The organism is Fodinibius sediminis, from assembly GCF_900182555.1.
Taxonomy (GTDB): Bacteria; Bacteroidota; Rhodothermia; order Balneolales; family Balneolaceae; genus Fodinibius; species Fodinibius sediminis.
Map to the genome: position 1 here is coordinate 49,139 of NZ_FXTH01000006.1, position 26,091 is coordinate 75,229.

Annotated in this window: 28 protein-coding genes; 16 read left to right on the forward strand and 12 right to left on the reverse strand. The window is 51.3% G+C overall.

What is annotated here, in order from left to right; genetic code table 11:
* Positions 1-39: 39 nt before the first annotated feature.
* From FN808_RS08000 to FN808_RS08010, 3 genes are all read left to right on the forward strand, one after another.
* Positions 40-1,779, forward strand: coding sequence for a RagB/SusD family nutrient uptake outer membrane protein (locus tag FN808_RS08000; protein WP_142714049.1), 1,740 nt, complete (start codon positions 40-42; stop codon positions 1,777-1,779).
* Positions 1,780-1,889: 110 nt separating this feature from the next.
* Positions 1,890-3,482, forward strand: a complete 1,593-nt coding sequence (locus FN808_RS08005) for a calcineurin-like phosphoesterase C-terminal domain-containing protein (protein WP_142714050.1) — start codon at positions 1,890-1,892, stop codon at positions 3,480-3,482.
* 683 nt (positions 3,483-4,165) lie between these two features.
* On the forward strand, positions 4,166-5,005 hold the full coding sequence (locus FN808_RS08010; RefSeq protein ID WP_185958307.1) for an endonuclease/exonuclease/phosphatase family protein: 840 nt from the start codon (positions 4,166-4,168) through the stop codon (positions 5,003-5,005).
* Positions 5,006-5,017: 12 nt separating this feature from the next.
* On the opposite strand, the gene FN808_RS08015 is transcribed toward FN808_RS08010, so the two are convergent.
* The 5 genes from FN808_RS08015 to FN808_RS08035 all read right to left on the reverse strand — a co-directional run bounded on the left by FN808_RS08015 (position 5,018) and on the right by FN808_RS08035 (position 8,101).
* A complete protein-coding gene (locus FN808_RS08015) occupies positions 5,018-5,326 on the reverse strand; it encodes a hypothetical protein (RefSeq protein ID WP_221929974.1) in 309 nt (102 codons plus the stop codon).
* A 13-nt stretch (positions 5,327-5,339) separates the two neighbouring features.
* Entirely contained in the window at positions 5,340-6,071 is a 732-nt protein-coding gene (locus FN808_RS08020) for a hypothetical protein (RefSeq protein ID WP_142714052.1), read from the reverse strand.
* A 250-nt stretch (positions 6,072-6,321) separates the two neighbouring features.
* The gene (locus FN808_RS08025) at positions 6,322-6,753 is read right to left on the reverse strand and encodes a hypothetical protein (RefSeq protein ID WP_142714053.1); all 432 of its coding nucleotides are present in this window, start codon (positions 6,751-6,753) and stop codon (positions 6,322-6,324) included.
* Positions 6,754-6,980: 227 nt separating this feature from the next.
* Positions 6,981-7,739, reverse strand: coding sequence for a hypothetical protein (locus FN808_RS08030; RefSeq protein WP_142714054.1), 759 nt, complete (start codon positions 7,737-7,739; stop codon positions 6,981-6,983).
* A 116-nt stretch (positions 7,740-7,855) separates the two neighbouring features.
* Positions 7,856-8,101 carry a hypothetical protein gene (locus tag FN808_RS08035; RefSeq protein ID WP_142714055.1) on the reverse strand — a complete coding sequence of 82 codons (246 nt, stop codon included), beginning with the start codon at positions 8,099-8,101 and terminating at the stop codon, positions 7,856-7,858.
* A 335-nt stretch (positions 8,102-8,436) separates the two neighbouring features.
* On the opposite strand from FN808_RS08035, the gene FN808_RS08040 reads away from it, so the two are divergent.
* The 5 genes from FN808_RS08040 to FN808_RS08060 all read left to right on the forward strand — a co-directional run bounded on the left by FN808_RS08040 (position 8,437) and on the right by FN808_RS08060 (position 11,587).
* Positions 8,437-9,999, forward strand: coding sequence for a M6 family metalloprotease domain-containing protein (locus FN808_RS08040; RefSeq protein WP_142714056.1), 1,563 nt, complete (start codon positions 8,437-8,439; stop codon positions 9,997-9,999).
* Between the two features lie 71 nt (positions 10,000-10,070).
* Positions 10,071-10,292 carry a peptidase M6 gene (locus FN808_RS08045; RefSeq protein ID WP_142714057.1) on the forward strand — a complete coding sequence of 74 codons (222 nt, stop codon included), beginning with the start codon at positions 10,071-10,073 and terminating at the stop codon, positions 10,290-10,292.
* Between the two features lie 63 nt (positions 10,293-10,355).
* On the forward strand, positions 10,356-10,700 hold the full coding sequence (locus FN808_RS08050; protein ID WP_142714058.1) for a hypothetical protein: 345 nt from the start codon (positions 10,356-10,358) through the stop codon (positions 10,698-10,700).
* 219 nt (positions 10,701-10,919) lie between these two features.
* Positions 10,920-11,246 (forward strand): hypothetical protein, encoded by a 327-nt coding sequence (locus tag FN808_RS08055; protein ID WP_142714059.1) that lies wholly within the window; start codon positions 10,920-10,922, stop codon positions 11,244-11,246.
* Positions 11,247-11,263: 17 nt separating this feature from the next.
* Positions 11,264-11,587, forward strand: coding sequence for a hypothetical protein (locus FN808_RS08060; RefSeq protein ID WP_142714060.1), 324 nt, complete (start codon positions 11,264-11,266; stop codon positions 11,585-11,587).
* A 254-nt stretch (positions 11,588-11,841) separates the two neighbouring features.
* Here the strand turns inward: FN808_RS08060 and FN808_RS08065 are convergent, their stop codons facing one another.
* The 3 genes from FN808_RS08065 to FN808_RS08070 form a co-directional block, all read right to left on the reverse strand.
* Positions 11,842-12,225: an AraC family transcriptional regulator gene (locus FN808_RS08065; protein ID WP_142714061.1), complete on the reverse strand. Its 384-nt coding sequence runs from the start codon at positions 12,223-12,225 to the stop codon at positions 11,842-11,844.
* Between the two features lie 460 nt (positions 12,226-12,685).
* Positions 12,686-12,838, reverse strand: a complete 153-nt coding sequence (locus FN808_RS18885; protein ID WP_185958308.1) for a hypothetical protein — start codon at positions 12,836-12,838, stop codon at positions 12,686-12,688.
* Between the two features lie 275 nt (positions 12,839-13,113).
* Complete coding sequence (locus FN808_RS08070) at positions 13,114-14,145, reverse strand: sodium:calcium antiporter (RefSeq protein ID WP_142714245.1); 1,032 nt, start codon at positions 14,143-14,145, stop codon at positions 13,114-13,116.
* Between the two features lie 169 nt (positions 14,146-14,314).
* Between FN808_RS08070 and FN808_RS08075 the strand changes: the two genes are divergently transcribed.
* The gene (locus tag FN808_RS08075; protein WP_142714062.1) at positions 14,315-15,106 is read left to right on the forward strand and encodes a 3-keto-disaccharide hydrolase; all 792 of its coding nucleotides are present in this window, start codon (positions 14,315-14,317) and stop codon (positions 15,104-15,106) included.
* 18 nt (positions 15,107-15,124) lie between these two features.
* On the opposite strand, the gene FN808_RS08080 is transcribed toward FN808_RS08075, so the two are convergent.
* Complete coding sequence (locus FN808_RS08080) at positions 15,125-16,207, reverse strand: nucleoside hydrolase (RefSeq protein WP_221929976.1); 1,083 nt, start codon at positions 16,205-16,207, stop codon at positions 15,125-15,127.
* A gap of 222 nt (positions 16,208-16,429) precedes the next feature.
* Here FN808_RS08080 and FN808_RS08085 point away from each other — a divergent pair, with 222 nt between their 5' ends.
* The gene (locus FN808_RS08085) at positions 16,430-16,795 is read left to right on the forward strand and encodes a hypothetical protein (protein WP_142714063.1); all 366 of its coding nucleotides are present in this window, start codon (positions 16,430-16,432) and stop codon (positions 16,793-16,795) included.
* An 87-nt stretch (positions 16,796-16,882) separates the two neighbouring features.
* Here FN808_RS08085 and ligD read toward each other — a convergent pair whose 3' ends face one another.
* Both ligD and FN808_RS08095 read right to left on the reverse strand, forming a co-directional pair.
* Complete coding sequence (ligD, locus tag FN808_RS08090) at positions 16,883-17,797, reverse strand: non-homologous end-joining DNA ligase (protein ID WP_142714064.1); 915 nt, start codon at positions 17,795-17,797, stop codon at positions 16,883-16,885.
* Between the two features lie 63 nt (positions 17,798-17,860).
* Positions 17,861-18,448, reverse strand: coding sequence for a DNA polymerase ligase N-terminal domain-containing protein (locus FN808_RS08095; protein WP_142714065.1), 588 nt, complete (start codon positions 18,446-18,448; stop codon positions 17,861-17,863).
* A 281-nt stretch (positions 18,449-18,729) separates the two neighbouring features.
* On the opposite strand from FN808_RS08095, the gene FN808_RS08100 reads away from it, so the two are divergent.
* Together FN808_RS08100 and FN808_RS08105 are read left to right on the forward strand one after the other, a co-directional pair.
* Positions 18,730-19,947: a cation:proton antiporter gene (locus FN808_RS08100; RefSeq protein WP_142714066.1), complete on the forward strand. Its 1,218-nt coding sequence runs from the start codon at positions 18,730-18,732 to the stop codon at positions 19,945-19,947.
* Between the two features lie 57 nt (positions 19,948-20,004).
* On the forward strand, positions 20,005-20,616 hold the full coding sequence (locus tag FN808_RS08105; protein ID WP_142714067.1) for a CPBP family intramembrane glutamic endopeptidase: 612 nt from the start codon (positions 20,005-20,007) through the stop codon (positions 20,614-20,616).
* Positions 20,617-20,657: 41 nt separating this feature from the next.
* On the opposite strand, the gene FN808_RS08110 is transcribed toward FN808_RS08105, so the two are convergent.
* Positions 20,658-21,800 (reverse strand): Sb-PDE family phosphodiesterase, encoded by a 1,143-nt coding sequence (locus FN808_RS08110; protein WP_142714068.1) that lies wholly within the window; start codon positions 21,798-21,800, stop codon positions 20,658-20,660.
* Positions 21,801-22,077: 277 nt separating this feature from the next.
* On the opposite strand from FN808_RS08110, the gene FN808_RS08115 reads away from it, so the two are divergent.
* From FN808_RS08115 to FN808_RS08130, 4 genes are all read left to right on the forward strand, one after another.
* Positions 22,078-22,518 carry a hypothetical protein gene (locus FN808_RS08115; RefSeq protein WP_142714069.1) on the forward strand — a complete coding sequence of 147 codons (441 nt, stop codon included), beginning with the start codon at positions 22,078-22,080 and terminating at the stop codon, positions 22,516-22,518.
* A gap of 26 nt (positions 22,519-22,544) precedes the next feature.
* Positions 22,545-23,666, forward strand: a complete 1,122-nt coding sequence (locus tag FN808_RS08120; RefSeq protein WP_142714070.1) for a hypothetical protein — start codon at positions 22,545-22,547, stop codon at positions 23,664-23,666.
* Positions 23,667-23,937: 271 nt separating this feature from the next.
* Entirely contained in the window at positions 23,938-24,915 is a 978-nt protein-coding gene (locus tag FN808_RS08125) for a nucleoside hydrolase (RefSeq protein ID WP_221929977.1), read from the forward strand.
* A 107-nt stretch (positions 24,916-25,022) separates the two neighbouring features.
* Positions 25,023-25,934 carry a hypothetical protein gene (locus FN808_RS08130; protein WP_142714071.1) on the forward strand — a complete coding sequence of 304 codons (912 nt, stop codon included), beginning with the start codon at positions 25,023-25,025 and terminating at the stop codon, positions 25,932-25,934.
* Positions 25,935-26,091: the final 157 nt, after the last annotated feature.

Consider the following 26,091-nt stretch of genomic DNA (forward strand, 5'->3'; position numbering starts at 1 on the left):
TCAAATTTTATAAACAAATTTCAAAAAATAGCTATAACAATGAATAGGCTTATACAAATATTAGCAATACTGATGTTGGTTTTAGTAACAGCAAGCTGCCAAGACATTCTTAACCAGCCACCTGATGATGCGATAACGTCCGAGGAGTTTTTCAATACCAGTAATGATTTACGGGTTTACACCAATGATTTATATAGTGTGATGCCCAAGAAATCGGTCTATATGGATGATGCCAGTTCCGATAATATTTTGGGCGTAAGTGCTGCTTCGCGCGTTGAAGGGTCGCGTACAGTACCAACAAATAGGGGGAGTGGAGGTTGGTCGTGGGAGAATCTTCGAAAGATAAACTACTTCCTTGAAAACTATGACAGAGTAGATAATGAGAATGCAAAAGCTAAATATTCCGGCATAGCCAGATTTTTCAGAGCTTATTTTTATTTTGAAAAAGTGAAACGGTTTGGCGACGTGCCCTGGTATAGTGAGGTGATCGACGCTGATGATGAAGAACTATTGAATAAAGCACGGGATCCACGGGCAATGGTAATGGATTCCGTTCTTGCCGACATAAATTATGCGGTCGATAATATTCCAGCTGAGAAGCAGCTAAGTCTGATTACAAAATATACGGCACTCATTTTAAAAGCTCGCATTAGTTTGTTTGAAGGGACTTTCAGGAAGTACCATGAATTAGAAAATCATGAGAAGTTTTTGGAAGAGGCGGTTTCAGCTGCTGAAGAACTCATCAATGCCGGAGCTTATACATTATATACCAATGGAGGGGCAGACCAAGCTTATCTGGATCTGTTTGCGAGAAATAGTCAGGATATGACGGAGACTATTTTGGCGGTAGATTACGAATTTGGTAAAAGAACACATGATCTAGCCTATAGGATGACGGCTCCAACCCAGGGTCGATGGGGACTCGCAAAAGACCTTGTCAATAGTTATCTCATGGCTGATGGAACACCTTTTACAGATCAAAATGATTATGAAACCATGGGGTTTTATCAGGAGATGCAGGATCGGGATCCTCGGTTGACGCAAACCACCGCAGGACCTGATTATTCGACCTATGGTTCGAATGAGGGTGAACCGGTAAATTTAGATATAACCAGGACAGGATACAGAGTCATTAAAGCGCTGCCTCCCAAAGGGCCACAATGGGGATCGGGTGGATCGTACAACGATATTATTCTTTTTCGCTATGCCGAGGTGTTACTGATTTATGCCGAAGCAAAAGCAGAGCTGGGAACGCTCACCCAGGGAGATCTGGATATGTCAATTAATAAATTGCGAGATCGGGTGGGAATGCCGCACTTAAATATGGCAGATGCCAATGCCAATCCCGACCCCTATCAAGAAGCTCTGTATGAGAATGTTGAACAAGGGAGCAACAAAGGAGTAATTCTGGAAATTCGCCGTGAACGAAGAATTGAGATGGTGAACGAGGGCCTGCGATGGGATGATCTAATGAGATGGAAAGAAGGTAATATCGTTGAAGATCCAATCAGAGGTATATACTTCTCGGGCTTGGGAGCTCATGACTTTGATAATGATGGCAATGCGGATGTTTATGTTCATGATGGAGATGCCGCTGGGGCACCTGATGAAGTAACAGCAATGATAAATATTAATGAACGTCCTCTTACCAACGGGACCTCTGGAAATTTACAACTGTTTGATGGGGGAGCGTTTGAGGAGCCCAAAGATTACTATTATCCAATACCCAAAGAAGATTTGAATTTAAACGATAATCTAGTGCAAACCCCAGGTTGGTGATAGGGGACTCCAAATCCCGTGTCATATTATTTTTAAAAGCATAGTATGGCATGGGTTTATCTCTGGAGGCTCTAATTATTAAGTCGGAACACATTAATTAAACAGGGAAAATGAACAAGCATTTTTTAACCTTAGTAATTGTAGTGCTACTTTTGGGAGCCAGTTCAGCGCTGGCACAAGATATGGCTACCGGAATAGTTTTTCATGATGAAAACCAAAATGGACAGGTCGATTCATCAGAACAAAGGCTGGCGGAGGTCCCTGTATCTAACGGACAGGAGGTTGTGTTAACCGACAAGCAGGGACGTTATGAACTCCCCGCAGATGATGATACTATTATCTTTGTTATACAACCAGATGGATATAAGCTGCCGGTTGACGATAAACACCGACCCCAATTCTACTATATCCATAAGCCAGAGGGGACCCCAGATTTGGATTACAGCGGCGTATCTCCAACTGGACCGCTTCCCGATTCCGTAAACTTTGGGCTTATTAAAGGAGAGCAGACCGATAATTTTGAGATGCTTGTCTTTGGGGACCCCCAACCCTACAATATGCAGGAGGTAAATTATTTTAATAGGGATATTGTGGATGAACTGGTAGGGGGTGATGGTTATGAGTTCGGTATTACGCTCGGTGATATTGTCGGTAATAATCTGGACCTTTTTGAACCTTATTCCAAGTCGGTTGCCCGAATTGGTCTACCTTGGTTTAATGTGTATGGCAACCACGATATGAACTTTGATGTGGAGAGTGACTCTCTTGCTGATGAGACTTTTGAGGCGACGTTTGGTCCGCCGACTTATGCGTTCAACAAGGGCAACGTGCATTTTATCATTCTCGATGATGTGATATATCCTCGAAAAGATGGGGAGGCTGGTTATATAGGTGGCTTAACCGATAAGCAACTTATATTTATTGAAAACGATCTTAAGCATGTCTCCTCAGATCACTTAATTGTGCTCGCTTTTCATATTCCTTTAAGTGTACCTCGTTGGAGAGGGTTAGAGGAATATTTCAGAGTAGAAGATCGCCAAAAGCTTTTTAATCTGCTTTCAGATTATTCACACACACTTTCTCTTTCTGCCCATACTCATGTACAGCAACTGCATTTTTTAGATGAGAAGCAAGGATGGAGGGGAAAAAAGCCCCATCTTCATTATAATGTTGGAACAACGGGGGGAGATTGGTGGTCGGGCGAGCCTGGGGAAGATGGCATTCCACCAACAATCATGAGAGATGGTACCCCTAACGGCTATGCAAGCATCCAGTTTGAAGGCAATGATTTTACGCTTAATTATAAGGTTGCCGGTGCTGATAAGGAAAAGAAGATGAATATATGGGGGCCTGATGTTGTGCCGAAGCGCGAGTGGTTCAATGCTGATCTGTACGTAAATTATTTTCTGGGCAGCGACTCGACAATCGTTGAATACCGGGTTCAGGGAAAGAATAAGTGGCGACAGATGAAAAAAGTTGAGCTTGGTGATCCTTACATTACTTCGCTGCGCGATAAATGGGATAAATCCGAAGATCTTATTAATGGCAAGCGTCCTAATAATGCCGTAGCTTCGAGTCATTTGTGGAAGACACGCATCCCGAAAAATCTCCCGGAAGGAGAACACACTATTACTATTCGTGTTACCGATATGTTTGGACGGCAATTTTTTGATGAATTTAGTTATCGTGTAGAAGACAGATAATGTACGTTATGTAAATAAAAATGTAGTTGTATTGAAACTCATCCGATGGTAAAGAATAGTTTAGGCTATAACTCATGTAGTACTTTTTGCAGTACGAGCTTAAAACTTTTTGGAATTGGAGAGAAATTGAATAAATAATGTGCCCGCTGAAAATGACGGGCACATTATTTGAAAGTATATCCGTGAAGACTCGAATGCCTGACCTTTTGTCCGAAGCCAAACGCTCTATTTATATGCGGAAGGCAGAGTATAGATTTTTTTTAAGTAATCCCTTTACAACGTTGATGCATCTGTGGTTGCATAACTACATGACAGTCATTAAGGCAACTATGAACTATACGCATAAAATTCTTTTCTAATCATAGCCGCCTTATCTGATTATGAGCTGTTAATTAACAGGTACAAAAGGTGGCACAGGCTCCCCGACAGGGCCATTTCCGCAAGATAGATAATAGCTTCTTATCTGATTACGTACCTCAGGTCAGGAAGCTGTTGTCGCCGGGGGTTAGAATCTCACCTACATACTTTAGCGTTTCCTGCCTACAGCAACCGGGTTGCAGATATGGTAGAATAGGAGGTGCGCACTATTAAAAAGATCAATGACCACATTTTGGGAGTGCGTGGCGTGGATACCTGCAATCTCCAAGTTTAAAAAAATCCTTAAGCTAAAAGGAGGGGTAGCGATGGCTAAAGCTTTTAGTGTTGCGTCCTGGAATGTTGAACATTTTGGGGCTACCAATAAGGACCGTGATAAACCTAAAAAGCCGGTTGCGCCGATAATCGATTATCTGGCTGATCAGAATGCGGACGTAGTAGCCGTTTATGAAGTGGTGGGTAAAACGGTATTTGACGAAATAGTCACGAAGATGGATGACTACCAGTTTCATATCACAGAAGGGCCACAGACGCAGGAGATAATGATTGGAGTAAAAAAATCTTTCACAAGTTTTTTTACCCAAAAAACGGAATTTAAATCCGGGGAAGCGTTACTAAGGCCCGGCGCTCTCCTTACGCTGATTATTGAAGGTAGGAATTACCCTTTACTTTTTTTGCATCTGAAAAGCCTCGGGGAGCCCAAGGGATTCGGTTTGCGTGATGATATGACAGAACGGGCCATTCATTTTAAGAAAGTGCTGAACAATGCGGATCCCGGCGGCAACGCTAATTTCATTTTCCTGGGGGACCTCAATACCATGGGAATGAATCTTACGTACAGTGAGAAAGATATATCCGGGGAGGAGGAGATCGAACGATTGCGCAAGCGCCTGGCGTATCGAACCGTGAATATGCAGGTCCTGCAAAAGACACGGGAGGTAACCTACTGGCCGGGATCGAACTCCGTTTATGAACCGGTCAACCTGGATCATGTTGTCGCTTCCAGCCATCTTGCATTCAGTAAATTCAATGGTCGGAATGTGGATGTGCGCGGCTGGGTGGATGAATCAACCGATGAACAAAAAGATGCCTGGACGGAAAAATATTGGGACCATGCCCTGTTGTATTTTGAGGTCCGGAAGGTGTGATTAATGCACCACTCAAATAAAACTCCCCAGCGAGGGTACCTTCCGCGCGATGACTACCGCTGTGGAGCCGAGATCTTCAACGATCCGCTTGAGTTGGGCCTGAGACAAATTAACGCGGGAAGCTTCCTTCACCACCGTCATTAGTTCATCATATTTCTCCAGATCGGTAATACCGGGCGTAATAGCATCGATTTCCGATCGCGAAAGCCCGGCTAATTCGTTGAGCTCCTTCCGGTACTTTCCCCGGAACGCCTCGCACCCCCGTTGCAGTGTATCTTCCAAATCGGCTTCAAAAGCATCCAAATCAAATCCATTTGACATATCAGGCCTCCTGTTAGTTTACCCTGAGATTCTCTCCCAATTTCTCTATCGCTTTCTTGATCGCTTGTGACGTCTGTTCCGCCTTATCCAGTCTTTCGTCCATATTTTCTCCAGATGCAACCAGCGCTTCAATCTTGGTTGAGGTGTTGGCAATTTGACGGGCCACTTTCGTACGGAGATTACGTTCCACCCCCATCGATTCAAGCAGCTCATCCTGCGTGTCGTGGACCTTCCGTACCGACGAGAGGTGGCCGGTAACAATGGAATTGGCGTAGTGGAGCTGTTGGTAGGCCCGGTCAATCGATCCCAGTACCTCCTGCTCCTGGTTGTTCAGCGGCTCGAGCAGTTCATTGCGCATGGACTGTAAGTCACGTTGCAGGCGCTGAATCATAATGTTCATCCCCTTGCGCACCGAACGCTGCAGCTCCGGTGATGTATCCGGCTTCGAGGCGGCGGCCAGCGCGGCCAGTATGGACTTTTGCCGGTCTTCCGGATCTTCGCTGTCAGCAAGCGCCTGCTGGCGGTCCAGCAGATGCTGGATCTGATACGGTGTATACACCTCGTCAATATACCGGTTGACATCGCTGCGCATGCTTGCAAACAGCATGCGTGCCATTTCACGATGGGCCTGGTGAACCACGGCAAGATCTCTTCCCACGGTAGCGGACAACTCAATCGATTCCTTGGGCACCGATGCGCAGCCAATAGCCATGGAGCAGACAACGATGGCGGTAATCCCTTTCATCCTGTTAATCCCCCTGTGTTTTCTTAAACGCAATAATGCATTATAAGGATATTTATGTACATCTGTGTGATATTCTCTTTTGGGGACCCCATCTAACAGTTGGGTTTCTTGTTTTCAAAGGCAGCCACCTTTACTGTGTATGTTGCTATCGTCCCCACAGCCCTTGAACCGGCGTTGGCCGCAGGCGCTTGGTTAAAATCACTTACCGTTTTCACCAGAAGTGGAAAAACGAAAGATCTGCACAAAATCATCACTTCCTTTCTTTACGCAATGTCGTCTCCGAGTTGCCTTCTGTGATCAATTCATATTCAGAAATGAGCTTTTCTCCCTGCTCGATTGCATCCAACAAGTGCTTCATGGAGAATTGATCATCATATTGATAGCGTTTACAAGCTATATCGAGAATTCTCCAGGCCCTCACATACTGAAGATAATTCCGTTCGGGGTGGGCGAAACCGATGATAGCAAAGCAGACGGCAGCGGCAGCAGCGAGCAAAGGCGTACTTGAGTATCCAAATATGGTTATATCGGTCGCGGCTATTGCCGAGACGGCGGCACCCAATGTTCCAATAGCATAGTGGAACCTTCTCCAAAATTTAAAATGATAATACCCCTCCCTGCACCGTTCCCTGATGTCATCAGGCAGCGTTCGAGTGTTGACAGTATTTCCGGCATTTTTCATAGCAGGCCTCTTCGTTTGAATAATTGTGTTTTTTTGTGATGCCAATGGAGATAAACAAAAGAGAGCAAAAGGCATTACCAATGCAGCCTAAATGCAAGGGGAAGTTCACTCCCTGATGGTACTATTGAATTTTCCAGGCCTGCATGCGATTCGTCTTCGGGCATCGATGCGAGGCCGTGGGGGAGACCTATCCTGCCAGCCTGTCATCCTTTTACAGGCTCAACCTTTTATGCAGGGAGTTCTTTACCCTGCTCCCCCGAATCCGGCTGCAGCTCGTCTTTTAACTCGTCGACCGAGGTTTGGCTGCACCGCGATGGCCAGTGGGTGCGCACGTGGGCGACCAGCTGTTGCTGAAGGGCCGCGCTGCCATCCTCCATTGCTTCCGCCTCAATATCTGCGGCTCTTCGATAGATCACCTTCTTCCTCTCGGTCACTTCAGCCCGGAAAAGATCTCCCCGGGTAAACCATCCTGTTGCACTGCCAAATTTTCCCGTGCTATCGGTCGATTGTGTGAACCTTATAAAACCCACGCCGGAAAAATCTTCATCACTTTGAAATTCATCCCCCTGCCAGAAGTAATAAAGTTCGTCGGTGTCGGCATTAAAGGCAGCGGAGATGCTCCAGAATCGCGCCCATGAGGCTCCCTGCTCGGTAAACGCACGACCTTCCAGCTTGATTTGCTGTTCCTCCTTGGTAAACGAAATGTTTAAAAATCCCATGGCATTTTCCCCGGGCTTGCGAATCATCTGCCACCAGGCACCCTCTACTTCTTCAAAGGCTTCCAGCCTGTTCTTGCCAAACCAGTTGGTGGATACAAATAAACCAATGACGGCCGCAACCAGTTCGATAATGAGCGCTTTGAAGAGGGTGTCAAGATAAGTTTCATTAATGGTCAGAACCCCCGTGATGCCGAGCAGCGCCACGGCCGCCGTAGCTATGAATATGACAATGACAGAATAAAAAAGTATATCACGCCTGCGTTTCATTCTTAAGATCCCCTTTTATTTCATAACGATGGATACAAATACGTTGAACACAATCCATTTCTCTTCACCCATGACTTTCCTCTTTGTTATAATGTAAATCATACCCAGCTTAATTTTTACTCCCTAATTTTACTACCCAGTTTTTCCAGCAGCGCATGCACTTGTTCTTCGGGCATCGTCTTCAGATGGGTGGGGCAATAGCCCGTGTGGTAATTGGCGAAGTTATTCAGGGCCTTCTCGCCGGGGAAGCCGGGTGCCCGGGCGATGTGGTGGTTGGAAAATTCGTCGGTTGTCCTTGCATATCGAACAACACTCTTCTGGGAATATGCACCATGCCTTATGAGGGCGGAGGGTTGTAACACCCCATCACATTCTGGACCGTTTCGTTAAGTGTAAAAGAGCTGTTTCCCTCCTTGGAGGAGAACCCGACTCAAAATATCCCACTCTGAAAGGGAGGGTCAATTCCCGATACCAATTCTGAAAATGATCATGCTGAGACGAGGTATCGAAAAATTCGGTAGTAAAGTTATGGAGTGATTTTAGTTCCAAAGTTCTATTCATTAATAAATAGAGCGTATATCACAGTAAGCAGAGCGTATATCACCTGGGATATAAACTTTTAAAAGAGGAAGAGTAACGGATTGCCGGAAACAGCGAGCAATCCATGAATAGCAAGAGAAATATAAGGAGGTCTTTCATGTGTAATATCCAGTGTATCTGTCCGCCCTCTCCTGAACTCTACAATCAAATCGTCCGGGCGAAAAAGCGAATGGCCGAGGGAGCCGACCCGGTCGCAGCCACGGAAGGGTCCGACTCCCTGGATGCGAGAAGTTTATCCCTTATTTTGAGCCGCCCGAACAAAACCAGGGGACACACCCTGGTAGCACCCACCCGGTCGGCCGCACCGGTCACGGGAACGAGGAGGGTGCTGGTGCTCCTGGTCGATTTTTCTGACGAGGCTGCCGGCGAATCCCAGTCTCATTACAACGACCTTCTTTTTTCGGTCGGCTCCCACCCTACGGGCAGCATGCGCGACTTTTATCGGGAGGCCTCTTACGGCGCACTTGACGTGGTGGGCACCGTGAGCGGCGACGGGGAAGTGACGGCCGGCTGGTACAGGGCCCCGAATCCCAAGTCCTATTACACCAACGGCAACTATGGGTTCGACGCCTACCCCAATAATGCGCAGCGGCTGGTCGAAGATATTATCGACCGGGCCGATCCGCACGTCGATTTTGCCCAGTTCGACAATGACAATGACGGGGTCGTAGACGCGCTTGTCGTTATCGCGGCTGGCTCCGGCGCCGAGGCGACCGGGGATGTAAATGATATCTGGTCGCACAAGTGGGGTATTAGCCCGAAAATGGTCGATGGCGTAAAAGTCCAGAACTATTTCATGGCCCCCGAAGATGGACGTGTGGGCGTCATGGCCCATGAACTGGGCCATCTTCTGATGAAATGGCCTGATCTCTATGATACCGACTACAGTTCGGCCGGCACGGGGAGCTGGGACCTGATGGCCGGCGGATCATGGAACAACGGCGGCCGCTCCCCCGCTCATCCCACCGCCTGGTGCAAGGCGCAGGCGGGCTGGATTACGCCGACCACCATCTCCAACGCGCAGCAGAATGTGACGCTCAAGCCCTACACCAACAATCCGCAGGTGTACAAGCTACCGGTGGGAAATACCGGGAGTAAAGAGTATTTCCTGGTCTCCAACAGGCAGCAGTCGGGATTTGACAGTCACCTGCCGGGCGAGGGAATGATTATCGAGCATGTGGACGAAAACCAGTCCAATAACACCGATGAAAACCATTACCTGGTCGATATCGAACAGTGTGACGGGCAGCGGGACCTGAACAAAAACGCCAACCGGGGAGACGCCGACGATGCATTTCCATGCAGCAGCAATACAGAGTTTTCCGGGACGTCCACCCCGGTCAGCGATGCCTATGACGGTACGGAGTCTAAAATCTCAGTGAAAAATATCGCGCGGTCCGGCGACAATGTAACGGCCACTATTACCGTCGGGGCTGCCAAAGTATGGCACTACAACAAGGCGGTCAAGATGACATACACCCACCACACCAGTCAGTGGGCCTGGGCGTATATTGATACGGTCGGCTGGCGCCGGATAAAGGATAACTCGCCTGACGGGGTCACAAACCTGTTTAATTTGTGCTGTGAAGCACAGGCGAATGGCAGGAATGTGCACGTTCATGCTGACGAACAGTTTCTCTATACGATGTATCTCACGTAGGGACCGGCCGGAAGAGTCCCCGAACAAAATGAACGATCATAGTTGAACCTTTAAACACGGAGGATACCGACATGTGGCATTATAACAAGAAAGTAGTTGCAACCTGGGCTCATCATACCAGCAGCCTGGTCTACGCGAATATCGAAGGAATCGGCTGGCGGCGCATAAAAGAGGGCGCATCCGACGGATGTACCAACCTGTTTGTGTTGTTCAACGCGGCGAAAGCGAACGACCGCACGGTTCATGTGCAAATAGACGGAACCGACAAGATCACCACCGCCTATATGGTATAACCAGCCCGATGCAGGTATGGATGCCTGATTACTGTAATACATAAAATTTAACCGAGCAGAACCATGAATCCAGCAATAATCATTAACGTCACCGGCGAGAGGGGGCAGGCGGCTGTTGAACCGGATCGTCCCCGGCCGGAGGCACTTTCAGAACTTGCCACGCAGGGCCCCGCCAGCGGGGAAGCCCGCGCAGTTGCGGCCCCCCGGGAATTACATGATATTAAAGAGAAAGAAGGAAGCGCGGCACAAACGCCGCCCGAGCCCGCCTCTCTGGAAGCACTTGAGGCCGTGCGAAAAGGGAGCGGCACACTGCCCGCGCCTGCCGCTGATACCGGGGCTTCGGGCAGAGGCTCCGCACAGGCCCCTGAACCCCTGGACATGGAGGAGCTGGAGAAAGCGCAAAAGTAAATTCCCCCGGCGGTTCCCAAACGGCAGGGAAAAACGAAAAGGAATAATCGGTTACCGGAATCTCAGCAGTGACATGATATGGCAGATTCAGCATCCGGCGGGGGATGTCCCGCTGACAGGAGGAATTTCACACAAATCTTTTTCTGTTGCTTCCTCGTGCTGTTCGGATCCGGTTGTTTTACGACGCAGAACGAAACACACAATGAGCAGAATAAGAATATGAAAACCATTCGCGGTACGGTTCTAAAAGCCGAGGACACCACGCCCGAAGGGCTCCTGGACAGTCCGCGCCGCCTGCTGTATGAGATCCAGGTGGAAGAGGGCACACCCGTGAAGGTAACCTACACGGCTTATCCTCCCTCTCCGGCGGGAGACCGGGCCGGGAAGAAGATAACCCTCGACTTTCATGCCGGATCAATACGGGAGGGAGATTATCTTGTGGCCCACGGCAGCTACGACGAGGAGGCAAACACCCTGACCGTGGCCGGGGAAGGGGATTATATTAAAACATTTCCTGACAAGTCGGCCGCTGACGCCGACGGGTAAAAGATCAGAGGGTAATGATGGGATCTCAATCTGGCGGTATGATGGCCGCTCCGAATGAAAGCACGATTACAGCAAAACTGCTCAGCATGAAACGGTCGGAGAAATTTTCTGACAAATGGCTCCTGGAACTGGACATTCAAGCGATTGAGAGCGTGCACGGGCCTACATTCGCCCGCGCCGGGCAGCGGGTAAAGGCATTTGCCTTTGATGTGGATATGGATACGGTCGGGCAGCTGGCTGCCGGGATGGTAATAACGGTGAAGGCGGAATACCTGGGGGATGCGCGGGACGGGCAGTTCCAGCTTAAGCATGTCGAGGTGGTAAAAGAAACAGATCGGTAGGCTTGCCCGGCAGTATTATCGGCCGAAAAACAGTCCCTTCTTATCCAGACCCAGTTGAGAAATCTTCAACACAATTGGAAAAGTTATGAACAGCATAGTGTGATGTGGGTAAAAGACCCTGGAATTAAAAAATACACCTGCCACCTGAAAGAAAAGAGAGTTTGGTACCAGATTGTAGCATCAGTCAATGCATGCAAGGAGTAATTTCAGCTGAGTGTAAAGGTAACCGGTACCAAAGCTAAGTAGCCTCCCAATCACTCCCTAATTTTACTACCCAGTTTTTCCAGCAGCGCATGCACTTGTTCTTCGGGCATCGTCTTCAGATCGGTGGGACAATAGCCCGTGTGGTAATTCGTGAAGTTATTCAGGGCCTTCTCGCCGGGGAAGCTGTGTACCCGGGCGATGTGGTGGTTCGAATAATCCTCGGGATCCCGTAAATACCGGGCCACGCTCTTCAGGCGAATGTAGACCATGGCCCTGTGGGGACGGACGTTGTAGTGCTGGTGAAATTTTTCACCGAAGGTTTTGGGATCTTCATACCCCATAAAATCGGCCCACTCTTGGACCCGCGCGATGTCCGACAGGTTGTTTCTGAGCTTCTGGATCGCCGTGGATAACGCCTCCTCGTTCGTGCCCATTTCTTTCTTCCCCTTTCTCTCATATTATCATTTACTGCTATAAACAAGAGCGGGAATGGATAGGTATCCTGCCTTTCCCCATTGTCTCAGCTATTGGAAAATGCTGTCAGCCATGAGCACATCATCAATTAGCCAGTCTGTTTAAAAAGGAATACTAACATTTGGATATGTGAAAAATGGAATCCCTCAGACGTCCCAACCCCCTTCTTATTTATTCTTCCTGCATAATTAGGATATATAACGTATAGCAAACAGGGTATACGTTATGAACGATAATGACTAACAGGCTTGTGGGGATATCCTTGTAGGGGGCGATCGCTGACAGCCGTGGGGGGACCGTCGGCTGCAGGAATCCGCTCATCTCTGCTATACGTCAAGTAGGAACCCTGATGGGCGTATAGCAGGTAACAAAGGTCGAAAACTCCCTGTACCTTCTCCTTCTGATCAATGGGCCGGCAAGTTACCGGTCGATCCGCTTCAGAGGTGCTGGCAGTACCTGTCTTTGCCCGGTATTGATCTTCACGACGTTTTTTTCAACCCGTTGGTGAATGTAGCGGTAGTGGCTTCTGAATGCAGCCCGATCCTCTTTCGATACGCTGTCTAACTCTTCCATCTGCATGTAGTTTGTACTCTTTGTATACGTGAGATCATCCTTGTTTTATAACCTCACGTATGCTGCGGACTCGCCGGGATGTGCTCTCTTGATGAATAGTCAGTTTATCCTGGATGCCCGCTATTTTTAAAATTCAAACAACATGCTACATAAGGAGCACGTAAATGGATGAAAGGGAAATGATTATATCTATGTGGGGGAAACCCCCAGGCTGGGAAGGCATGGTGCAGGATATCTCTCAGTTCCTAATATTTAAACCAAGCATAGCGTGGACCTCACCCCGGGAGGGAGGGGATGGAGTCGAGGATGCCAAAGTTTTCAAGGCCCATCCAGAGCAGGAAGAGCAGGTAGGTTACGATAAGGGCGACGGATTCCCTGCGGCCGAGGATCATATTCGTGCGCATGAAGCTGAACAGGAGCAGGGTGCCGAGGGTGAGGGCCCCCATGAGCGGGGCGGCCACGCTGAAGTTGATGACGGTGGCCCCGGCGATGAGTACGCCCGCAGGGATGCAGACCAGCAGGTCAAAGATATTGCTGCCCAGCACATTGGCCAGCGAGGTGACGGCATCGCCCTTTTGCGCTTTGCGAATACTTACGAAGGCGTCGGGGATGCTGGTCCCGGCGGCGACAACCGAGATACCCCACAGAAAGGAGGGAGTTCCCAGCAGGTCGCCGAATTCAATGGCCGCCTGCACCAGCAGTTCCACGCCGATGAGGATGACGACCAGGCTGGCGGCCAGCAGGCCCCACTGCTTCAGGGGGTTGACCTGGCTGGCATCCACCTCGGATTTATACTCCATGGTATCCTGGTACTGGATGAAAATGTAGAAGCCGTAGAGTAGAAGCGGCAGCAGGGCCAGGGTGCGGGTCATCTCGCCCAGGATGATGCCTTCGTCCGCGGAGACGGGGTTGAAAATGGCGGCGAAGGAGAAGGTGATGATCAGGACCGCCACCGAGATCATATAGAACTGGGCTTCCTTGTAGACCAGGTCGCGGTTTGACTGCAGCGGATTTTTGGTGACCAGGCCGGCCGCCGCGGGGATGACCAGGATGTTGAAGATGGCAGAGCCCACGATGGCGGCCACCCCCAGCTCGAACTCCCCGTGGACCAGGCTGGAGATGACGACAGTAGCCAGTTCCGGGAAGCTGGAGCCGACGGCTACCACCAGGGCACCCTGCACGATGTCGGGCAGCTCGTAATAGATGGACAGGCCCTCGCTGGCATGTTCCAGCCAGTCGCTTCCTTTCCATATGATGCCCGTGGCGACGAGGGCGATGAACGTCCAGAATAGCAGGGAAAGTATCATATCATCATAAGTTCCATGTTGTCGATAAACAGAATAGCAATAAAGGAAGTTTTTGACAGTGAACAAAGCAAAAGTGTGGCGCCGGGCTATTTTAATCGTGGTAATAAAAGCGTATATACCAGCGGCCGGCTGTAACCTGCTGCTAACCGCGAATTGAATGTTTATGACCATGAAGCTCAGATTCTTTATACTCTTCCCTTTTCTTGCGGCAATCGTCATTTCCTGCGGCTCGCCGGGGACAAAAACCAGCGGGGAGGGTTGGCGGTCCCTCTTCAACGGCCGGAACCTTGACGGCTGGGTCGTCAAGCTGCACCATCACGAGGTGGGCGATAACTACGCCAATACGTTCCGGGTCGCCGACGGGGTGATACAGGTGAACTATGACGACTATGACACTTTTGACGAGCGCTATGGCCACCTGTTCTACAAGGAGCCCTTTTCGTCCTTTCACCTCAAGTTTGAGTACCGTTTCACCGACCAGTGGCTCAAAGATGCCCCGGAGTACACCTATCGCAACAGCGGTGTCATGTTTCATTCCCAGGATCCCGCCACTATTCTGAAAGAACAGGACTGGCCGATTTCTGTGGAATATCAGATGCTGGCGGCCGCGGAGGAGCGGGAGCCCCGGCCGACCGGAAACATGTGTTCGCCGGGCACCGAGGTCTTCTACGAGGGGGCAATGGACCCGCGGCACTGTATCAGCTCCACCTCGGCTACCTATGACTGGGATGAGTGGGTTCGGGCGGAACTCATCGTTCACGGCGATTCCCTGGTGGTTCACAAAGTGAATGGGGAGAAGGTGCTGGAATACACCCGGCCCCAGATCGGCGGCGGGGTGGTCAACGGCTATGATCCATCGGTCAAGGTGGATGGCAAGGCTCTGCGGGAAGGGTATATCGGGCTGCAGGCCGAGGGACAGGGGGTGGAGTTCCGTAATATAAGGATCCGGCTGCTGGACTGAGGCGCTGATCCCGTCCGGTTAGCCGCCGGGGAGTACGGGATGTGCCATTGTCTGGAGGAAATCATGCATGATCCCGTAGATGTGAAAATGTTCCCACAGGGTGATGGTGCGCTCATTGCCGGGGCGGTCCACCCATTCATTATCTATGAGGATGGGAGCAGGTATTTCTTTGGTCCGGGCCCAGTCCGGGTTCTTAAGGATGGCTACCGCGGCCATGTCAAACAGGGGGCGCGAGGGCGGAGTGCCTCCCATCTCATAATGTTCAAACAGGTTAACCGAGTAATCGCCGAAAGTGGTAAAAGTGCCGCCGTGGCGTCCTTCCACGGGGGGATCGACGATCGGGCCCATGCCGGGCATCCGCTGAAGAATCTGTGCTTTGGTCACCCTGACGGCATCCGTCCCCGAGGGCTGCCCGTAGCGAACGGTCACCACCTCGAAGGGGAGATCGGAGTTCAGGATGTAATTCAGCGCCGTAGTATCGGCCTGCTGATTGTGCTCGCCGGGCCGGGGGTAGTTGGAGCCGAGCCAGACAAGGCGCGTGCGGGCGGCGATGGCCGGTTCTTTTTCCAGGGCAAGGGCGATGTTGGTCAGTTTGCCCACGGCCAGGAGCATCAGTTTTTCCTCCTCTTCGGCGAGGGCCCGGTCGATGATGAACTGAACGGCTTCTGCCCCGTCAAAATCGGGCTGGTCCAGCTGCTTTCTGATCTCGCTGAAGGTGCCGTTGGCGCCCTTTTTCAGGGGGATCTTCCTGGAAGCCCGGCAGAGTGCGAGGACTCGTTGGGCCTCGGCGTAATCCAGTTCGACATCCGGTTCCTTGGTTGAATTTACGGTGACGCCCTCCACATCGAAAACATCGCTGTTAAACAGCAGGTAGGCCAGGGCGTGCTGGTCGTCGATTTCGTTGTTGGTATCGGAATCAAATAGAATACGCATGGTCTGTTGGGTTTGCACATCCCGGCTGTCTTCCCGGGACGCTCCCGCATCAGAATGACAGCTGGTCAGGGCGAATGAAAAGAGCAATACCGGCAGAAGGAGCATACATGGCTGTGTAAACCGGTGGCGTCGCAGGCCGTCCCTGCGGGAACGGGGAACAGTGATCATAGGCTGAACGTATTTTTTTTGCCGCTGTGTGGCCTGGTCAAAGAGGGACAGGCCCGGCGACAGGGGATAATATTTTTTATTGTAACTCCATCATGTGCTTACAATTATAAGGATCGGATTGGAATAATCTAAAAATTATTTGGTTTGGTGTATGAAAAATGATGATATAAATGACTGATTTCCTTATATTTAAAATAACCCAGAACCAAAGCTTAACGGGTTATGAAATGGGCACTGATCATATTGATATTTTTTCCCGCCGCCTTGCAAGCCCAGGAGTATAAAGTGCGGTCCCGCTGCATGGGAAATGGCACCTATGCCATGGTTGTGGAGCATAACAAGCAATTCTATATTGTAGAGACGCCGGAGTATTTCCAAAACAACTGGATTATCGAAGACCTGTTGGGGATTTCACTGGGAGGCAACCGTATTCTCTACTACATGAACTCCGTTGGAGTGACCGATAATATCGAAGTTCGGGTGCTTTCCCGTCTTCAGTGGAAGTATGCGGGCTACTCCGGGGCAAAGGCCATATGCAGGCAGATTACCCAGACTCGGTTCGGTCCTATTTCCAACTTCCCTCCCTGATTTTTGTATTGCCCATGCTTTTTAAGCAAAAGGCTGGTTAGGCCAAGCCGTAGGAACGGCAAGAGGACGGAGGCCGCTTTCCGGGCTTTAGATGTCTTCAAGCAGGCGCCGGGGCGTGTCAAGGGAACGGGCATGGCGTTTGAATGAGGTCCATGGATCCTTTTTTTGTCCCATCCGGCGCAGAATGTTCTTCAGGGTATAGGATTGCGCGTGGAGTTTCCCGTTGTTCAGCTCATCCCAGTCAAGAGGCGTAGCCACCGGGGCGCTCTTCAGGGGCCGGACCGAATAGGGCGCAATGCTGTTCTGCCCGTAGGCATTGTGCAGATAGTCGAGGAACAGCCGGTCCCCGCGCTTGTCTTTTCGAATGTCAGTGGTGTAGCGATCGGGATACTTCCCGGTGAGCAGGTTGGCAATATCTTTAGCAAAGGTACGGACTGCCTCGAAATTATGGCTTCGGTCCAGCGGCGTAACAACGTGTAGGCCGCGCGAGCCCGTAGTCATGACAAAGGGAGTTAGCTCCACGCTCTCCAGCAGCCTTTTGAGCTCCCGGGCGGCTTTTCGTACCGGTTCAAAGTTATCGTCCGGCGGATCCAGGTCAAAGACGAGGCGATCGGGATGATGCAGCTTGTCCCGCCGACTCTGCCAGATATGGAAGGCGATGGTGCCCTGCCCGACCAGGTAAGCCAGGGTGGCCGCGTCATTGCAGAACAGCTGTTCCTGCTTCTTGTCTTCGCCTTTGAGCATCACGCTGGTTCTCCCTATCCACCCGGGGAAATGGTCGGATACCTTTTTCTGGTAGAACCCCTCCCCGCCAATGCCGTCCGGGAATCGCTGGAGCGTAAGGGGGCGGTCTTCAAGGTGGGGCAGCATGACATCGGATATTGCCCGGTAGTAGTCAAGCAGCCGGCCTTTGGTTACCTCGTTACCCGGGAAAAACACCTTGTCAAGGTTATCGATCTCGATGGTATGGTCGCCGATCCGGATTTCTTGTGATGGGGACATCTTCGCTGGGGTTTCTTATTGGTATTGAACCTGCAAAAGCCGGGCCGCGGGTGCTCGGGCAAATCATGAGTCTTCCTGGGCAGCGATCTCCTCCATGCTGCGTCCGCTCAGTACGGAGTCGGGTTCGGTATGTACCGGCTTCCTGCGTGCATCCGCCTTGGCGTCATCCATTTTGACCAGCAGCCACTGGGGGTCGTCCTCATCCCGGAAGCGGATGAGGGCATAGCCGCCCTGGATTTTCTGTCCTTCCAGCCACACCTCCACCTGACCCTCCTGGATAGACTGTGCCATGGAGACCGGCTCCTCTTTTTCCTCCTGCAGGTTCCGATAGGTGCCCCGGTCCCATACCATAACAGTGCCGGCTCCATATTGCCCTTCGGGTATGACCCCCTCGAAGTCAGCATAATCGAGCGGGTGATCTTCGGTCGGCAGGGCCAGCCTTTTCTCGCTGGTGTCGGTTGAGGGGCCCTTGGGAACGGCCCACGATTTTAACACCCCATTGACTTCGAGGCGAAAATCGTAATGCAGGCGGGAGGCTTGGTGTTTCTGGATAACAAAGAGGGGGCCGCCCTCCGAAGCTTTTGCTCCTCCCCGGGGTTCGCCGCTTTTTCGGAAGTCGCGTTTTTGCCGGTAGTCTTCGAGTGAACTCATGTTTTTTCCGTTGGGGCCGCGATGATTTAGCTGCAGCACCGTGTCTCCGGCAGCAGGTTCTGGCAGGCCCGGTATAATTGCAATGGCATATATCAAATAAGTTACTTCAGAATAGAGACAGAGTAAACAGTAAAAAGTTTTATGGCACTGCTGGCGGTCATCTATTTCCCTTGTTGCATAATAATCATACCTTTTATTCAAGAAAATATATTAGCATTCATCAGCGGGAACAGCCTGGTCCCTGAACATGGGAGGGGGAGGGCATAAAACTGGTATCGACTATGAATATGCTCCTGATTGTCGGACTGCTTGTGATCACCGGCTACTTTACGGGGAGGCTGCTGGAGAAAATGACCATACCCAAAATCATTGGCTATATCCTGGTGGGTATCGTGTTCAGTCCGAATTCCATGGACTGGATGCCGGCCGAGATTATCACCGGGACCGATGCACTGCTGTCGGTGAGCCTGGCCTTCATCACCTTCGAGATCGGGGGTGAGCTGAAATGGTCAAAAATCAAGAAACTGGAACGCCAGATTGTCGGTATCACGCTGTTCGAAAGCCTCACCCCGGTGTTTCTTGTTACAGGCGGGCTGTACCTGACCATCTTCCTTGTTCCGGACCTGCTGCCTTTTGCTTCTTCCGGGGAAGCGCTGCCGTTTGTCATACTTCTGGCTGCTTTGGCCAGCCCGACAGATCCAACGGCCACCCTGGCTGTGATCCACCAGTTCAAGGCCAGGGGTACACTCAAGGACACCATCCTGGGAGTGGCCGCCCTGGACGACAGCATGGGCATCATCCTGTTTAGTATTTCCATCGGCCTTTCTTCTTTTTTACTCGGAGTGTCGGGCGATATGCAGGGTGCACTCCTCGTGGCGGGAGTCCACGTGGGCGGAGGGATTGCAGTCGGCGTACTGGCCGCGCTGGTGATAAATTTGTTTTTAAGGTACCTGAAGGTGGAAAGTGAGGGACACTGGATTATTATCATATTTTCGCTGATCTCCCTATGTTATGGTACGGCTTCGGCGCTCGATTTGGATGCCCTGCTGGCCTGTATGGTGATGGGGGTGGTCGTTGTTAATACAAGCAGAAATGCGCAGGTGGTCTTCAGGATACTGGAACGGTATACCGAAGAGCTGATTTTTCTGTTCTTTTTTGTGCTGAGCGGACTTCATCTGAATATTCAGCAGATGCCCCCAGCCGTGGTGCCCATCATGCTGTTTGTGATACTGCGTATGATGGGAAAGTATGGGGGCAGTTACCTGGGAGCAAGCCTGGCTGGTGCCTCGGCCCCGGTAAGGAAGAACGTAGGAGGGGGCCTCATCCCGCAGGGGGGTGTGGTCATCGGGCTGGTTCTGCTGCTCAACCGCTATCCGCAGTTTGACGGTTTTTTTGAGCTTCTGCTGGCGGTGGTCATGGGTGCCGCTATCATAAATGAACTCATCGGTCCGCTGACAGCCAAATATGCACTGGTCAGGGCTAAAGAGACAGAACTGTAACAGGACCGTGCTGTGGAAGGATTAGCAATCATCAGCCATTACTAAAACCGGGCATCTATGGAGGAACAGTTGAGCAGAAAGGAGAAACAGGAATCGTTGGCTGCAGCCGGCAGCAGGCAATGGCTTATGCTCTCCCTGCTCTCGGCGGCGGTTTACGGGCTGCTGGCTTTTCTCGTGTTCTATTTCTTCCGGGATACCGGTCTGCTGTCTGCCTTCGAGCATGGCTGCCCGCCCTTGGTGCAGCTTGCCATCGGAGGGTTCACCGGAGGTGTTGCTTCGCTGGTCATCTGGCTGGTGGTCATCCGTTCCCCGGTGCGAAAGGTGCTGGATGATTTTCACCTCATCCAGGCGATTTCCCGGGCTTCCTTTACCCCTTTTGACCGTATCCAGCTCTCTCTCTTTGCGGGGGCGGGCGAGGAGCTGCTCTTTCGGGGTGCCCTTCAGCCACTGCTGGGTATTGCCGCGACGTCGGTCATCTTCGTGGGACTCCACGGCTATTTCAAATTCAGCTCGCCGGCACACTTACTTTTTGGCGCGGTGATGTTTGGCCTGAGCGTGGGGCTGGGTTATCTTTTTGAACAGGCAGGACTGCTGGCTGCCATGAGCGCCCATGCCGTCTATGATATGCTGATGCTGTACGCGATACAGCACAGGCAGTCGGGCGCATGACCGGGGCGGCAGCCGCTCCCTGGGAGGATGCGGTACGGCTTTTATTCATCAATGGAGGCCTCCAGCATAATTTCCGGGTTGGTCTCGGGGGCGGTGACGGCATTATACACTTTGAACGGCAGCTGGATCTGGTCCAGGCGCTTGCCGGTCCTGATTTGCAGGCTGAGAGAATCGAAGGGTTCCACGGTAACATGCCCGGCATTGCGGTGAAAGGAATAGTCGCTCAGATTCTCCAGCTGATATTTCTGGCCGGTGCTGTTGCGGATGGTGAGCTGCAGTACCGAGGTCTCATCAATATAGGAACTGTTCTCGACCGTCAGGGAGGACTCGACAAGGGGGACCAGGTACTCTTCTCTGCCGATCAGCAGGTCGTCTTTCCATACGACCGTGCGTCCGGCGAAAAGGGCCTCCCTGAGCCCCTCTTTGGTACGTTCTTTGGCAAAGACCAGGGTTACCGGGCGGTGGTCGTCGTGCTGGGTCTGGTAATCCCAGTCGATGAGCCCGTGAACATCCGAGGTCCCCATGATGGTCAGGTCGTAGTCCAGTGCGATCTGCAGGGCTTCGCGGGAGTAGCGGTCCATGTTAACCACCTCGATGCCGTGGAGCATATCACCTTCAATCAATGTTTTGTGCAGCTCAGAGAGCGGGGGCATGCCGTCGCTGGCCTGTCGCAGCCAGTAGGGGTGGTTCCAGAAAGTGAAGGCCCCCTGCTTTTTGGCTTCCCGAAAAGCCGCTTTGGCATCGTCGACCAGGAGCTTGTTGGCGTCTTCCACGAAGACGGCGTTGGAGTGCCCGGGCGGCATGGACCGGGTGATTTCGGATCCGTTGATGACAATCAATTCATCCTCATCGGCCTGTTCGGAGGCGATCTCATAGGAACGATTGCGGTCGGGATGGGGGATGTCGTCGGAATGCGGCTGGTACTCCAGGTGGTCGGTCATGGCGATGGCATCCAGGTTGTCTTTCATGGCTTCCTGCACGCGGATGTCGGGCCAGACGCTTCCATCGGAAAAGACGGTATGGATATGCAGATCGGTGGAGAGGGTTTGGTAGCCGGGGATATCCGGGAAGGTAACCTCCCGGATGGGATGCTGGTGATCGTGGGGATGCTCGTGCTGGGCCTGTACCGCCGCAGCTATGGAAAATAATCCGATGAAAACGAGAGTAGAAATTTTTTGAAACATAATAAGTCAGCCTGGATTAAAGTCTGTAGAATTACGGGAAAAGTGATTCCGCCCGACCGGGGCGGGTTCCTGTATATGGGAAACTCAAATAGATTATATACCTATTGCATCGTAAAACTACAAATGATTGCAGAAAGGATAACAGCGGCTTAACAGGCTGCCGGGATTTCCACTCCGGTACGCCCGCTGCGGAACAAGGGCCCGGTCAAAATATTTTTAATTGACAGGTTATTTTTGTTATATAAAAATGAATAAAATGCTAACTAAAGGGATAGTTATGAAAATATATCGTACGATTGTTTTTTCTGTTGTTCTTGTACTGGCAACTTCTGCGTTTAGCTATGCCCAGAGCGGCAGGGGCAGCCAGCAACTAAAGACATATGTCAACGACGTGGTTCAGAAAGTCGAGGAGGCGGAGACGTCCGATGAGAAAAGGGCCATCCTCAATACCTCTTTCGACAAGATGATTAAGGCATTTGATCGCGTGAGCTCCATGCCGGGCATCTCGGAGACCGACAAGGAAGGCATTGCCGTGCTCAGAGAAGATATCGAGGAGAAGCGCAGCGAGCTGAACGGCGCGGACGGTTACGAAAAAGTGCCCGATCGGCAGCTTAATAATTTTGCACAGTATGTTCAGCAGGATATAGAGCAGGCCGACAGCATCACCATCGGGGTCACGACGCTCCTGCTTATCATCATCATCCTTCTCCTGATATAGCACGATCATTTAGAACGACTCTTTTTGTGGTGAAAATGGACCGGCACACGGCAGCGTATGGCAGCATGGCGGCATGGTGCTCGCGTCTGCGTGGCCGATGGGGCCTGTTGATAATGCTGCTGCTTGCGGCCGGCGGATGTACGGGGCCGCAGGAGATGGCCGGCGGCGGGACTACGGCCCCTGCAGAAGATATGGATTATACGCTGGTGTACCTGCTTCATGCCGACGCCGATTACCTGTATCATGACAGGGAGGGGAGCCCGCTTCAGGCAGATGAAAAAATGCTGAAGGAGGCCCGGGCGGTTGCCCGCAAGGCCAGCCGGGGCGAAGTTTTTATCTTTCACCAGCGCCCGGAAAAGAACATACTGGGCCTTTTCCCTAAAAAAGATCGCCGGATGTATCACTACCGCGGAGGTACTCTGGTGGCCCGAAAGTCCTATTCGCCCCGCGGGGAAACTCCCTTCAGGGCCGAAGCAGCGCTGTATCGGAGCCATCGCCGGGAGGGGGATTCCGGAGAACGTTCTAAACGAATCCTGTTATATTATGGTCATGAAATCCCCGCCCGTCCCCGCCGGGGCTATTATCAGTCGCGACCGTCGGTCCTTTTTGGCAGCGATAGCTTCAGCGAGGGTATTGCCCGCTTTCAGGGACCGGGCACGGATCTTTTCGACTTGGTGGTGCTCTCAACCTGTAACAATGGCACCCCGGGGATGATTAGCAATCTTGAGGGCCGGGCGCACCATGTGCTGGCCTCGCCCCAGAATCTACATTTGTCCCACATCGATACCGACCCCCTCACGGCCCTGGAGGATAATCCTGCCCTACCCCCTGCGGAACTGGCCGATCGCATGGCGGATCACACATTCGAGCGAATGGAACCTTGGATGCAGACGGCTGTTACCATTGCACGCTATGACATGCAGGAGGTGGGAGGCTATGTGGGAGATCTTGCCCGGCGGGTGGAGCACCCCTTCCGGCAAGGCGGACCAAAGACGCAGGGGGTGGATAACATAGATTGCGCCCGGCTGCTGCCCGGGGAGGCGGTACGATCTGAAGGGGTCAGGGTGTGGTTCAAACCACCGGCCTTTGGACGGCAATCCGACCGTAAAAACCATTCGGGCTGGGGCTGCAGGCCGCCGAACCGGTAATGCTGTTATCCCGGGAGCTGCAGGTTGAATAATCTGACCGTTCATAAATAAGAGCCGTGATGTGCGACAGGCGATGAAGCATCTCTTGCCTGTAAACACCAGGACAGGACGGGATCGGGCAATAGCGATGTTTGGTGGATATCGACATGCGCCAGTGCTCAGTGAGCAGCTCAGACAGCCGGCGGGAAAAGTCACTGAAGTTTTGATAACTTGACGGGGGTATCCACAGCATGGATGTAACCACTTGATACCCGATAATAACCCGGAAGCAATGAAAAATATGAAGAAAATACTGCTGGCCCTGCTCACAAGCCTGTTGGCGGCATCAGCTTATGCACAGCCTGTGAAAGTAATCCTGGATACCGATATAGATTCCGACGTAGATGATGTGGGGGCCCTGGCAATGCTGCATACCTTTGCCGATCATGGTGCTGTGGATATTCTGGGCGTCATTGTTACCAGTGACGACAGGCATGCGCCGTTGTGTGCAGATGCCATCAATCAGCACTTCGGGCGTCCCGATATTCCGATCGGGGTACAAAGGGGCATAAAGCTCAAATCGTTTTCAAAATATACCAGGAAGATAAGTGAGGAATATGACCACAGCCTGTCCTCCTATGATAAGGCAGAGGCTGCAACCGGGCTGTACCGCAGGCTCCTTGCTTCACAGCCGGATTCCAGCGTCGTTATTATCACGATCGGTCATCTCTCGAATATCAGGAATCTTATCGAATCCGGTCCGGATGAATACAGCGATCTGACAGGCAAGGCGTTAATCAAGAAGAAAGTAACGTTCTGGTCTGCCATGGGCGGGCGGTTTCCCGAAGGCAGGGAGGCTAATTTTTATCGTCCGGATCCGGCCTCAACCGGCATAGCCGTTGAACAATGGCCTGTGGACGTTGTATTTGCAGGCTGGGAGATCGGAAATGAGATTATGACGGGTGGCCAGTATTTGAAAAAAACTCTTTCTGAAGAAAATCCGGTATGGAGGGCGTATCAGCTCTTTAATAATTTCGAGGGAAGACAAAGTTGGGACCAGGCAGCGGTATTGTACGCGGTTTCTCCGTTTAGAAAGGAGTACTGGAAGGTGAATGCCGAAGGCCGGGTGCAGGTGAACGACGACGGCAGCAACAGGTGGCTGGCCGGCCAAAAATCCCATCATTCCCATCTGGTGAAAAAAATGGATCCGGATGAGATAGCCAAAATTATTGACGCGCTGATGAGCGGCATCTATAGCCGCAGGTTTTAAAGGGCGGGCCGGAAGCAGGCACGTGCAGGCACTGGAACATTACCGCCTGTTTTACACTACAAGAAAAAGATGCGGGATATTATACCATAATCATAAAATATACGACTATGAGATTTTCAAAAATACTGACACTATTTCTGCTGGTGGCTTTTACAGGAGCGTTGCTCACCGGCTGCGATACCACGAATATCAGTCCCGATACCAAAGGAGGCGAGGGAAAAGTACAGATTCAGTTCAAGTCCGTTCCCTCTTCTTCGTCAGCTGAAAAGGCGTCCTCAGGCGCCACGGCCGATGCTGAACATGACTCTCTCGTTATTGAGGGAGCCAATGGAACGCTGCAGATCGACGATATCCGTTTTATCGTTGAAAAATTCAAGCTTGAGATGGAAGAGATGGAGAACGACTCCGTGGAATCGGGCGAAGAAGAGCTGGAAGCGGGACCCTTTTTTGTTGACCTTCCCCTCAATGAAGACATCCTGAGCCTTGCTGCAGATGAAATTCCGGCCGGTTTTTATGAAGAGCTGGAGTTTGAAGTCAATGACCTCGACCTGGAGGATGAAAGGGAAGAAGAGGCAGAGGAAGACGAGGAAAGTGATGTTGAGGAATACCAGTCGCTGGAGGAAACCATACGCCTGGACTATCCCGAATGGCCAAAAGAGGCAAGCATGGTTGTCATGGGTAGTTATACGCCTGATGGGGGGACGCCTGAGCCGTTTAAGGTCTTCGCCAAGGCTGAGATAGAAATTGAGATGGAGTTTGATCCCCCGCTGGAAATAACGGAGGATAATATCGAACGCGTTGTTTCTGTTGAGCTAAACCCCGTTCGCTGGCTTGAGGAGGAAGGCGGAAATGTGGTCGACCTCTCGGTATACGACTGGGAAGAGCACCAGGAGCTGCTTGAGTTCAGCGTCAAATTCAAGGATGGTGTTGAAGACGTCAAGGTCGAAGATGATGATTTCTACGAAGATGAAGACGGGGATGAAGAAGATGAAGATGAGGAGGAAGAGGAAGAAGATTAATGCTGTTCCTTCTGTAACATAACCACCAATGCGTAGCCTCACAGCCCGGGTAGCTCCCGGGCTTTTTTTATGGGTTTATGCTGCTTAAAAGTACGGCTTGTTGTCCTCGGCTATTCATTGCCCCGTTCGCATGAGAACGATGACGGGCTTCTGAATT

What these genes read in the sequence shown, in the direction of transcription:
- FN808_RS08130 (WP_142714071.1), top strand. Translation starts at nt 25,023, where the DNA reads ATGAGATTTTCAAAAATACTGACACTATTTCTGCTGGTGGCTTTTACA.
- FN808_RS08065 (WP_142714061.1), bottom strand. Translation starts at nt 12,225, where the DNA reads ATGGGCACGAACGAGGAGGCGTTATCCACGGCGATCCAGAAGCTCAGA.
- FN808_RS08045 (WP_142714057.1), top strand. Translation starts at nt 10,071, where the DNA reads ATGTGGCATTATAACAAGAAAGTAGTTGCAACCTGGGCTCATCATACC.
- FN808_RS08005 (WP_142714050.1), top strand. Translation starts at nt 1,890, where the DNA reads ATGAACAAGCATTTTTTAACCTTAGTAATTGTAGTGCTACTTTTGGGA.
- FN808_RS08060 (WP_142714060.1), top strand. Translation starts at nt 11,264, where the DNA reads ATGGGATCTCAATCTGGCGGTATGATGGCCGCTCCGAATGAAAGCACG.
- FN808_RS08110 (WP_142714068.1), bottom strand. Translation starts at nt 21,800, where the DNA reads ATGTTTCAAAAAATTTCTACTCTCGTTTTCATCGGATTATTTTCCATA.
- FN808_RS08025 (WP_142714053.1), bottom strand. Translation starts at nt 6,753, where the DNA reads ATGAAAAATGCCGGAAATACTGTCAACACTCGAACGCTGCCTGATGAC.
- FN808_RS08080 (WP_221929976.1), bottom strand. Translation starts at nt 16,207, where the DNA reads ATGATCACTGTTCCCCGTTCCCGCAGGGACGGCCTGCGACGCCACCGG.
- FN808_RS08125 (WP_221929977.1), top strand. Translation starts at nt 23,938, where the DNA reads ATGAAAAATATGAAGAAAATACTGCTGGCCCTGCTCACAAGCCTGTTG.
- FN808_RS08030 (WP_142714054.1), bottom strand. Translation starts at nt 7,739, where the DNA reads ATGAAACGCAGGCGTGATATACTTTTTTATTCTGTCATTGTCATATTC.
- FN808_RS08020 (WP_142714052.1), bottom strand. Translation starts at nt 6,071, where the DNA reads ATGAAAGGGATTACCGCCATCGTTGTCTGCTCCATGGCTATTGGCTGC.
- FN808_RS08105 (WP_142714067.1), top strand. Translation starts at nt 20,005, where the DNA reads ATGGAGGAACAGTTGAGCAGAAAGGAGAAACAGGAATCGTTGGCTGCA.
- ligD (WP_142714064.1), bottom strand. Translation starts at nt 17,797, where the DNA reads ATGTCCCCATCACAAGAAATCCGGATCGGCGACCATACCATCGAGATC.
- FN808_RS08040 (WP_142714056.1), top strand. Translation starts at nt 8,437, where the DNA reads ATGTGTAATATCCAGTGTATCTGTCCGCCCTCTCCTGAACTCTACAAT.
- FN808_RS08000 (WP_142714049.1), top strand. Translation starts at nt 40, where the DNA reads ATGAATAGGCTTATACAAATATTAGCAATACTGATGTTGGTTTTAGTA.
- FN808_RS08055 (WP_142714059.1), top strand. Translation starts at nt 10,920, where the DNA reads ATGAAAACCATTCGCGGTACGGTTCTAAAAGCCGAGGACACCACGCCC.
- FN808_RS08015 (WP_221929974.1), bottom strand. Translation starts at nt 5,326, where the DNA reads ATGTCAAATGGATTTGATTTGGATGCTTTTGAAGCCGATTTGGAAGAT.
- FN808_RS08085 (WP_142714063.1), top strand. Translation starts at nt 16,430, where the DNA reads ATGAAATGGGCACTGATCATATTGATATTTTTTCCCGCCGCCTTGCAA.
- FN808_RS08095 (WP_142714065.1), bottom strand. Translation starts at nt 18,448, where the DNA reads ATGAGTTCACTCGAAGACTACCGGCAAAAACGCGACTTCCGAAAAAGC.
- FN808_RS08100 (WP_142714066.1), top strand. Translation starts at nt 18,730, where the DNA reads ATGAATATGCTCCTGATTGTCGGACTGCTTGTGATCACCGGCTACTTT.
- FN808_RS08070 (WP_142714245.1), bottom strand. Translation starts at nt 14,145, where the DNA reads ATGATACTTTCCCTGCTATTCTGGACGTTCATCGCCCTCGTCGCCACG.
- FN808_RS08115 (WP_142714069.1), top strand. Translation starts at nt 22,078, where the DNA reads ATGAAAATATATCGTACGATTGTTTTTTCTGTTGTTCTTGTACTGGCA.
- FN808_RS08075 (WP_142714062.1), top strand. Translation starts at nt 14,315, where the DNA reads ATGAAGCTCAGATTCTTTATACTCTTCCCTTTTCTTGCGGCAATCGTC.
- FN808_RS08010 (WP_185958307.1), top strand. Translation starts at nt 4,166, where the DNA reads ATGGCTAAAGCTTTTAGTGTTGCGTCCTGGAATGTTGAACATTTTGGG.
- FN808_RS08050 (WP_142714058.1), top strand. Translation starts at nt 10,356, where the DNA reads ATGAATCCAGCAATAATCATTAACGTCACCGGCGAGAGGGGGCAGGCG.
- FN808_RS18885 (WP_185958308.1), bottom strand. Translation starts at nt 12,838, where the DNA reads ATGGAAGAGTTAGACAGCGTATCGAAAGAGGATCGGGCTGCATTCAGA.